This is a genomic window from Streptomyces sp. NPDC047014, from assembly GCF_040644195.1.
GTDB lineage: Bacteria > Actinomycetota > Actinomycetes > Streptomycetales > Streptomycetaceae > Streptomyces.
The window spans coordinates 1-9,021 of sequence record NZ_JBEYVX010000141.1 but is presented as its reverse complement, the minus strand read 5'-3'; the positions used below and the strand labels follow the sequence as shown (position 1 = coordinate 9,021).

Annotated in this window: 6 protein-coding genes and 2 pseudogenes; 1 reads left to right on the top strand and 7 read right to left on the bottom strand. The window is 73.3% G+C overall.

Features of this window, described 5'->3' with window-relative positions; all coding sequences use genetic code 11:
- The first annotated feature begins 142 nt into the window (after positions 1-142).
- Positions 143-697 (top strand): GNAT family N-acetyltransferase, encoded by a 555-nt coding sequence (locus tag ABZ873_RS33070; RefSeq protein WP_360880211.1) that lies wholly within the window; start codon positions 143-145, stop codon positions 695-697.
- Between the two features lie 509 nt (positions 698-1,206).
- Here ABZ873_RS33070 and ABZ873_RS33065 read toward each other — a convergent pair.
- From ABZ873_RS33065 to ABZ873_RS33035, 7 genes and pseudogenes are all read right to left on the bottom strand, one after another.
- The gene (locus tag ABZ873_RS33065; protein WP_360880209.1) at positions 1,207-1,890 is read right to left on the bottom strand and encodes an alpha/beta hydrolase; all 684 of its coding nucleotides are present in this window, start codon (positions 1,888-1,890) and stop codon (positions 1,207-1,209) included.
- Positions 1,891-2,254: 364 nt separating this feature from the next.
- A pseudogene (locus tag ABZ873_RS33060) lies at positions 2,255-2,917 on the bottom strand (IS701 family transposase); the annotation flags it as partial.
- Positions 2,918-3,343: 426 nt separating this feature from the next.
- A complete protein-coding gene (locus ABZ873_RS33055; protein WP_360880206.1) occupies positions 3,344-3,532 on the bottom strand; it encodes a 3-oxoacyl-[acyl-carrier-protein] synthase III C-terminal domain-containing protein in 189 nt (62 codons plus the stop codon).
- 196 nt (positions 3,533-3,728) lie between these two features.
- Positions 3,729-4,679: a LysR family transcriptional regulator gene (locus tag ABZ873_RS33050; RefSeq protein ID WP_360880203.1), complete on the bottom strand. Its 951-nt coding sequence runs from the start codon at positions 4,677-4,679 to the stop codon at positions 3,729-3,731.
- A gap of 141 nt (positions 4,680-4,820) precedes the next feature.
- Entirely contained in the window at positions 4,821-6,353 is a 1,533-nt protein-coding gene (locus tag ABZ873_RS33045; protein WP_360880200.1) for an FG-GAP-like repeat-containing protein, read from the bottom strand.
- Between the two features lie 110 nt (positions 6,354-6,463).
- Complete coding sequence (locus tag ABZ873_RS33040; protein ID WP_360880198.1) at positions 6,464-6,970, bottom strand: hypothetical protein; 507 nt, start codon at positions 6,968-6,970, stop codon at positions 6,464-6,466.
- An 83-nt stretch (positions 6,971-7,053) separates the two neighbouring features.
- Positions 7,054-9,021: pseudogene (locus ABZ873_RS33035) on the bottom strand (hypothetical protein); the annotation flags it as partial.

Here is a 9,021-nt window from a genome sequence, read left to right as displayed (position 1 = left end):
CCGGTCCAGATCAGCCCGACGAGCGCGATCACCCGCGACCGGCGGCGCTTCTCGACCAGCCGCAGCACGACGAACTGCGCGAGCACGATCGCACCCGGGGGCGCCGGGGGCGCGGCCCTGGCGGATCGATACGGCGGCCGGGGTGGCCGGGTGCGCGGAGCTGCTGGGCGCGGCGTTCGCCCGGGAGCCGGGGGTGTCGTGGATCTGCGGGGCGTCGGGCTCCCGGCGGGGGCGGTGGTTCCGCGAGGTGCTGCGCACCCAGGCGACCCTGGCGGGGGCCCGCCGCACGGCGCTCGTGGACGCGGAGGGCGCCGTACTGGCGGCGGCCGTCCTCACCCCGCCGGGGGCCGGCCCGGGCCCGGCGGCCCGCGCGAGCTGGGCGGCCCGCACGGCCCTGCACTGCGGCCCGCCGGCCCTCGGCCGGACCCTGCGCTACCTGACCGCGACGGAGGGCGGGGCTCCGGCGGGTGCCTGGACCCTGGAATTCCTGGGCGTCCACCCGTCCCTGACGGGCCGTGGGGCGGGCCGCGCCCTACTGGACCACGCCCTGTCAACGGAGCCCGGCCGGGCCGGTGTCTACCTGACCACGGCGGACCCGTCGAACGTAACCCTGTACCGCCACTTCGGCTTCTCCCCCCTCGGGGAGACGCGGGTGGGCCCCCTGAGGGTCACATCGATGACACGGGGCGGCCCCTGAGGGCGCCGGGGCCGGTCGGCGGTGCCCTGCTTGGGCGGGGCATGGCAGCGGGGCGCTGCGCAGGCGGGCGGGTCGGCAGCGACACCCTTGTCCGGGGGCCGCAGACAGACGGGCCGGGCAGCGGCGCCTGACCGGTGGTCCGCGAACAAGGCGAGGCCGGCAGGGGCGGGACGCCGACCCAGCGGTGCCCTGGCGGGGCGGTGCGGCAGGGACACCCCCGGCCAGGGGCCGCAGACAGGCGGGCCGGGCGCGGGGGCCCTCCGGGTCGACTCCTCGGCTCGCGCGTGCGGGCCGATCGCGACCGCAAGGGCGGTTGCGCGCTCGACCTGCGGGGACGACCCTGCACGCCCCCACACCCCCTGACGGGGCGGGCAGAGATGCCTGACCGGTGGTCCGGGAAGCGGCCGGGCCCAGCACCGGAGGCCACAAGCGGATGGGGCGGCCTGGTAGCGGCAGTCGGCGGGCTGGGAGGCGGGCGGGTCCGGTGGTGGTAGCCACGGAGGGAGTGGTCAGAGAGAAGCTGCGGCCGTGCGGATGAGGTCCAGGACGACCTCCGGGCGGGACAGCATCGGGACGTGGGACGAGGCGACTTCGGTCGACGTGGCGCCCATGCGCTGGGCCGCGAAGCGTTGCAGGTCGGGGTTGACCGCGCGGTCCTGGGTGGTGATCAGGAACCAGCTCGGCTTCGAGCGCCAGGCCGGGTCGTCCACCGTCGAGCCCAGTACCTCCGCGCGCGGAGCGCCCTGTGTCGCCCAGACCACGCGCTGTTCCGCCTCGGGCAGGTCGCCGACGAAGTCGGAGATGCCCTCGCGGGAGATCCAGATGCGGCCCTCTTCGGTGTCGAGGTGGGAGAAGAGCGGCGGTGCGTCGAATTTGCCGATCAGGTCCTGCGGGGTCTCCCCCGCGTCCGGGGCGAGCGCGGCGATGTAGACCAGGCCCGCCACCCGCTCGTCGGTGCCGGCCGCGGTGATGACGTAGCCGCCCCACGAGTGACCGACCAGCAGGGTCGGTCCGCTGACCCGGCCGAGCGCGTGGTGGACCGCTTCGACGTCCCCGGCGAGGGAGTCGAGGGGGTTCTGTGCCGACACCACCTCGTGCCCCTCGTTCTGCAGGACGGGGATCAGCTTGCTGTAGCAGGAGCCGTCGGCCCACAGGCCATGGGCGAAGACGATGCTCGGCTTGCTCGGCGACATCGGTACGTTCCTCCACTCGACAGCGCGGCTCCGGCCACCGGATCCGCTCGGCCCTCCGAGTCCACACCAGCCCCCGCCGCGCCGCATCTCGTACCCGCCGCCGCGCCCCGTGGGTCCGCCGTGGGGTGGGGACACGGCGGAGTGTCCCCGCAGGACGAGGCGCGACCGGCCCGCACAGCCGCGTCGGACCCGCGCGCGCCGAGCCGAGGAGACATTCCGGCGGGGCACCGCCCCACACCCCGCCGACCCCGCCTGCGCGCACCCACCCCAGCCCCGCCGGCGTTTGAGGCGCGGAAACGTGCCCACGTAAGGAGACCGGACGGGTGCGGTAGCCGGGCAGCGGCCGGGGGCCCAGGCCGCCGTAGGCCGGCTGGTGGGGTTCGGCGTCCTCGCCGTAGGCGGTCATCCCGGCTCTGACCTGCAACACGTAGGCCCGGCCTCGGTCTTCCAGGCCGCGGCGGAAGTCGGCGTTGACGCCGTAGCCGGTGTCCGCGACCAGGACGGCGGGCCGCAGCCCGCTGCCATTGAGTTCGTCGAGCATGTCCAGGGCTGGCTGCCACTTGGCCCCGTGGTGCTCGGCCCCGGGGATCCGGCAGGCCCGCCGACAGGCTTCGGCGTCAGGCCCGTCCCAGACGGCGGGCAGGAACAGCCGCCAGGACAGCGGGCACGAGGCAGTGCCGGAGGCGGCGTGGATGCTGACGCCGATCTGGCAGTTGCCAACCCTGCCCAGGGTGCCCGAGTACTGCCGGGCTCCCCCGGGCGAGGCACGTCCGTCCTTGGAGAACCCGGTGTCGTCGAGCACCCACACCTGTGGCCGCACCGCCGCCACCGCCCGCCATGTCGGCCGGGCCCGGACGTCCTCGACCGGCCAGGTCGAGGACGTCATGAACTGCTGCAACTGCTGGTGATCAACACCAAGCCGACCAGCCATCGGCTGCATCGACTTCCGCCGGCCCTCCAACAGCAGTCCCCGCAGATACAAGGCGCCCTTCTCTCGCTGGTCCCGCCGGACCAGCGGCGCGAACACCTCGGAGGTGAACTTCTCCAGCCGATGCCGCACCGCCGCTAGCTCCCCAGCCCTCAAACAGCCAGCGCACTACCTGGCACTCACCACGACAAGACCAGCTAACGAAGCACTACGAGTACTGCTAGTACTGCTAGTACTGCAACGGTCTTTGTGCTGACGGCTTGTCGGTTTCTGGTGGTGTGTGCCCGCGTCGTTAGTAATGGCTGATGCGGGCCTGGTACTGACGCCTGCGTCGCCAGTACGACCAGTTCAGGACGCTGCACGCAGCTACGGCGGACCTGGGTCAGAGATCTTCTGGTAGGTCCCTGACCGGCCGAGGTGATGCCCCGTGCCACGCCACCTGCCTGCCTGCCTGCCTACCGGGCATGCGTCCCTCAGGTCGACGGAGATCTGCTGCGGCGTAGCGGCTGCCGTGTCGGCGGGCCGTCACCAGCGAAGGAGCCTGACCGCGGTGCTGGCTCCGCCGGCCATGCCGAAGAGGGCGACTGTGTCGCCGGGGGTCAGGCGGCGGTGCCGGACGGCATGGGCGAATGGGAGGGGCAGGGTCGCGGCGGCCGCGTTCCCGGTGTGGGGGAAGGGAGGGATGATCTGCGCGGGGTCGATGTCCCTGATCACGGATGCCTCGGCCCTCGGGTGACCTGCCAGGGATCCGGCTCATCCGCTGTGTGCCCTTGCAACTCGCGCAGGACACGCGAAGTCGGCGGTGACCGTGGCCGGGCCGAGCGACTGGTCGGCGTCCGCAGACGCGTAGAACCGCCCAGGTGTGGGGTACCCCGGCCGCCAGTTGTGGGCCCTCTGCCGCCGGGGCGGATCAGGGCGCGGGAGTGGCCGGGTGCAGGAGGCGGGCCGCCTCCAGGGCGGTTGCGGTGAAGGGGCGGATGGCGGGGACGCTGCACGACCTCAGCCAGACGAGGGCCCGGTCCAGGCGTGGCGTGCCGGTGATCGGGACATAGGCGATACCGGGGCGGACGTAGAACCGGGTGACCTGCTCGCCGACGATGACGGCGCCGGTTCCTGAAGCGACCGCCTGCAGGGCTTCCATGAACGTCTCCACCTCGGGGCCCGGGGGGATCGGCCTTCCCTGCGGCGTCCGGTCGGGCCAGAGGTCCGACAGCCATCCCCCGGGTGGTGCGCCGCAGACGCGCACGAGTGCCACGTCGGCGAGGTCCTCCGGGGTCACGCTCTCCCGGCGGGCGAGGGCGTGGCTCGCGGGAACCGCCAGCATCCGCGCCTCGGAGAAGAGCACCGGCCCGACGACGATGCCGGGTTCGGTGATCGGCAGGGCCAGGATCAGGATGTCGACCTCTCCCTCGTGCAGCCGCGCCAGGGCGCCGGAGAGCTGGACCTCGCGGATGCGGACGCGCCAGCCGGGCTCCCGTTCGGAGAACATCGCGCCCGCCTGGTGGGCGACCTGGCCGGCGGCCGCGCCCATGAAGCCGACCCGCAGGACCTCGACGACCGCCGCCCGGGTGCTGCTGACGGCCCGGGCGAGAGCTTCCTGTATCTCTTCGTACGCGGGCCGGACTTCGTCGTACAGCCGGTGGCCGAGGGGCGTCAGGCGAACGCTGCGGTTGGTGCGCTCGAACAGCGGGGCCCCGACCTTGCGCTCGATCTTCTTGATGAGCTGGCTGACCCTTCCGGTAGTCACGTGCAGGCGTTCCGCGGTTCGCCCGAAGTGCAGCTCCGCGGCCAGCCCGAGGAATGCTTCCATTTCCAGACGTTCGAGCACGCGGCCGTCCCCCTGCCAATCCTGACCGAACAAGGGTTTCATTATCCTCCTTCGGAGCAGGCGGACGGCGGGTCGGGCACCCGGACGCAATGCCCACGGGCCCCGGCCAGAGCGTTCCGGCCGGGGCCCGTGTGCAAGTGGGGTCGGAGTCCGGGCCGGGGGCCCGGTGCCGGGTCAGCTGATGGACTTGATGGCGCCCCAGCCGCCGCTGCCGACCTGGATGCTCGGGCCGTCGATGGGGCCGTGGACGTCGGCGCCACCCTTGTAGAACTTGAGCGTGCCGTCGCCTGCGGTGGCCCACATGTCGGCCGTGCCGTCGAGGTTGGCGTCCGCGGCGCCGGCGATGAGCGGCCGGTTGGTGACGGTGTAGGCGCGACCGAACTCGTTGAGGTCGCCGAAGGTCTTCCCGTCGGGCTGGCCGAGGTAGGCGTAGAGGACGCCGTCACGGGTGTCGCGGGCCAGCAGGTCGGGGCGGCCGTCCTTGTTGGCGTCGCCGAGGGCGCTCAGGTCCATGACGTCCCAGCCGCCGGTGCCGATGACGACGGGGGCGCCGACGGCCGGGGCGGTGCCGACGACACCCGGGTACAGGAAGAGCTTGTTGGTGTGCGTGACGACCAGGTCCGGCTTCCCGTCCCGGTTGGTGTCGCCGATGGCGACGACCTGGGCGGTGGTGGGCAGACCACTGGCGATCTTGATCGGTGCGCCCAGGGTGCCGTCGCCGAGGTTGGGGTAGACGCGGACCTCGCCGCCGACGCGGGCGACGACGTCCTCCATGCCGTCGCCGTTCCAGTCGCCGCGGTGCGTCACCGAGGCTCCCGTCCAACCGCCGCTGCCGATGATCGTGTGCGCGCCGAGGCCGCCGGTGCCCGTACCGGGGTACAGGCGCAGCTTGCCGGTGTCGTCGACCGCGACGAGGTCCGGCTTGTTGTCGCCGGTGAGGTCGCCCGGAACGGCGTACGACGTGCTCGCGACCCAGGAGCGCACGTCGTCCACGCGGGTCGCGACGGCGCCGGTACGGGTCTCCGTGGACGGCGTGCCGAGGCATCCCCCCTGCCAGGAACGGCTGATGACGGCGACAAGCTCCTGGGTGCCGTTCCGCTCGCGCAGCACCGGGCCGCCCGCGTCGCCCTGGCAGATCGCCCCGTCGCCGGATGCGGTCAGGGCGAGGTCGGCGGAGCCTGCGCCGGCCGCCGTGAAGGCGGCCGTGTGCAGGCGGTCGGGGACCCAGGCGGTCCTGGTACGGCCGAACCCGGCCGCCCGTACGGCCTCGTCGGCGCCCGCGGGGGTGGTGGCCAGGACGGCGGGCTTCAGGTTGGCGATGCCGCTGTCCAGCTTCACCATGACGAGGTCCCGGTCGGGGTGCGGGACGAGCCGGATCGCGGAGCGGGTGGCTCCGGCGGTGCTCTGGGTCAGGTTCACCCGGCCGACGGTGACCGTGGTGGCGGTCCTGGGCTTGCCGGGCTGGACGGCACCGGTCGAGTCGGCGAAGCAGCTCGCGGCGGTCAGGACCCACTGGGGGGCCACGAGGGTGCCCGTGCAGGCGCGCTCGGCGTCGCCGATGACGATGCCGGCGGTGTGGGAGTGGGCGGCCGCGTCGGCCGCGGTGCCCTGCAGGGCGTGCGCGGGCGATGCCATCAGGCATCCGGCCACCGCGGCGGCGACGGCGGAGCCGCCGATCCATGCTCTGCGCCTACGTACGTTCGACATGACGTTCTCCGGAAATCGAGTCGGGGCGTTCCGGCCGCGCGGCACGGCGGACGGAAGGGTGGTCGGATGCGTCCGTCCGGCGGGATCTCCCGGCCGGCCGTCGGCAGGGGCTACGAGGAGACGGTGATGTCGACGAGGACGTGGTCACGGCGCTCGGGGTCGGCGGCCTCTCCCACGCCCTTCCACTCGTTCGGGGCGACCGTGACGTTCTGCTTGCTGCCCTCGGCGGTGAGCGTCACGTCGGCCTGGTGGGTGGCGTCGCCCTTCATCCCGTACACCGCGGGGACCTCCAGGCTGAGGTGGCCGGTCTTCCCGGTGGCGCGGAAGCAGATCTTGCCCCGGGTCCGGGAGTACACCTCCATCAGCCCGGAGGCCGAGGCGCAGTCGGCGAGCACGATGTGCCCGTCGCCGCGCTTGAGGATGATGCCGAGTTCGGCCTGGATCCTCGCGGCGTCCGGGTACCTGAAGTCCTCGGTCGCGTAGGGCGGCAGGTCGGAGCTCACCGCGGCCGTGCGGCTCCGGGCGGGGGCCTCACTGGCGTGCGTCGCGGTGACGGCGAGGGTGATGCAGGCCGCCGCCGCCACGGTGGTGGCGACGACGCGTCGTACGAGCTTCATTGCGTTGTTCCTTTTGTTCGCGGGGATGTGGGGCGCCGGTGCGGCCGTGGACGCGGCGGGGGCGAGGGGCTGAGCAGGAACGGCTACCACTCCAGCCAGCCGATGACCGTGGTCACCGCTTCACCCGTCATGTGCGCGACCTTTCCGCCCACGGTGTGGGCCAGGCCGGACCTCTCCAGATACGCGGACTTCCCGAGGAAAATGCCGCCGAGGACGAACAGCCCGAGCGCCGTCTGGAACTCGCTGCTGTCCCACCCGTACGCCTGGCCCTTGAAGTAGGCGCTCACGCCCTTGAGGGCGACGGAGACACCGGCCAACACGTAACCGGCCCCCAACAGGTAGGGCGTAGCGGGCGACGGGAAGAAAAAGCCGATCCCCGCTGAGATGAGCGAGGCCGTGCCGGCGACCGTCGCCCAGTGCTTGGTGACGTCCGCCCAGTCCTTGTCGCTGCCGGTGTCCGCGGGCCACAGGCCCCTTTCCACGTACCAGGGGACGTCGTTGGCGGCGGTCTGTGAGGGGTGGGTGCCGTTCGCCTCGTGGTCCCTCGCCGCGTCGGCCGCCTGCCTCGCCTTCGCGATGGCCTCGGCCCTCGCCTTGACCTCGGCGGTACTGCGGGCCGCGGAGGCCGCGTCGGCTGCTGCCCGCGCGTCCCGGCCGGCCCGCAGTTCGGCGGCGCGGGCCTGGCTGGCGCTCGCCTGGGCGCTCGACGCGAAGGAGGCGGCCCGCCGCGCCGACGAAACGGCCTGCCGCATCGAGTAGTTCGCGGAACGGGAGGCCACCTGGGCCTTGGAGGCCGCCTGCCTGGCACTCGCGGCCGACTTGGCGGCTTCGCTCGCCGACGCGTCGGCGGCATCCGCGTTCGTCTTCGCGTCCCGCGCCGCGGTCTCGGCTTCCGCGGCATGGCCCTGTGCCTTCAGGGCCCACTGGCTCGCCTCCGCCGCGGCCTTACGGGCGTCGGCCGCCGCCTTGCAGGCCAGCGCCGCGTCCTCCAGGGCCTTCGCCGCGACCTTCGCGGCGTGGGCGATCGAGGCGCGGATCGCGCAGACGTGGGTGGCGTGGTCCTGGTCCAGCCGGGCGATGTCGTACTTGTCCTGGAGCACGAAGCTCCGGCGCATGCGGGCGGGGCCCTCCAGGACGATCTGCGCGGCCGACTTCGTGTAGGGGCCGCCGCTGGAGAGGAGGGCGAAGACCTCGGCCTGGTCGTCGACCTTCACCGCTTCCGCAAGTTCGACGGTGAGGAAGCGGTGCAGGGCGGCGGCGCTTCCCTCGGCCAGGGCCGCCTCGGCCTTGGCCTTGACGTTCCTGCCCGGGTTCTGGTTCAGGAGCTCGAACACCATGACGCGGCTCTGCGTGGCGGAGGCTTCGATGACCCCGCGCGTGAGGAAGTCGCGCGCCGCGTCCGGATCGTCGCTCGCCAGCGCGCGGTGGGCGGCCTCGGCGACCTCCGCCCCGGCCGTGGCGGCGATGGTGAGCACGCTCTCGCGGTCGTCCTGCCGTTCGGCGAGAAGACGGTCGCTGTCGAGCCAGTTGGCGACGTCCTGGTCCTCGCCCGCGAGCGCGAACTCCGCCGCGTCGGACGTCCAGGTGCCCGGTGAGTCGAGGAGGCCCACAGCCGCCTTCCGGCCGGCGGCGACGGCCGCTGCCAGGTCACCTCCGCGCAGCGCCTCCGTGGCCGTCGCGATGAGGTTCCTGATGTCCGTGGCGGTCCTGTCGGCCTGGGTGCGCTCGCCGGCCGCGCGGGCCAGTTCCTCGGTCTCGGCCCGTGCTCTGATGCGGGCCTCCTCGACCCCCATCGCGGTGTCCTCGGCGATGCGGGCGGATTCCGCGTCCCGGGCCGCCGCCTCCACGGCCCGGGCTTCCTTGACCGCGTCGGCCGCCGTGGTCGCGGCCTGCAGCGCGGCCTCCGCGTAGGCGGTGGACCGCTTGGCGTAGTCGATCGCCTTGCCCGCGTTGGCCCAGGCCGCCAGGGTCATCACCAGCACCCGCAGCCCGTCCGTACCGTGCTGGGCGAGTACCGCGTCGGCCACGATCATCGCCTCCTCGGGGACCTG

Bases quoted from the DNA above. Each gene is read 5' to 3' on its own strand.
- ABZ873_RS33040 (WP_360880198.1), bottom strand. From the start codon at position 6,970: ATGAAGCTCGTACGACGCGTCGTCGCCACCACCGTGGCGGCGGCGGCC.
- ABZ873_RS33065 (WP_360880209.1), bottom strand. From the start codon at position 1,890: ATGTCGCCGAGCAAGCCGAGCATCGTCTTCGCCCATGGCCTGTGGGCC.
- ABZ873_RS33045 (WP_360880200.1), bottom strand. From the start codon at position 6,353: ATGTCGAACGTACGTAGGCGCAGAGCATGGATCGGCGGCTCCGCCGTC.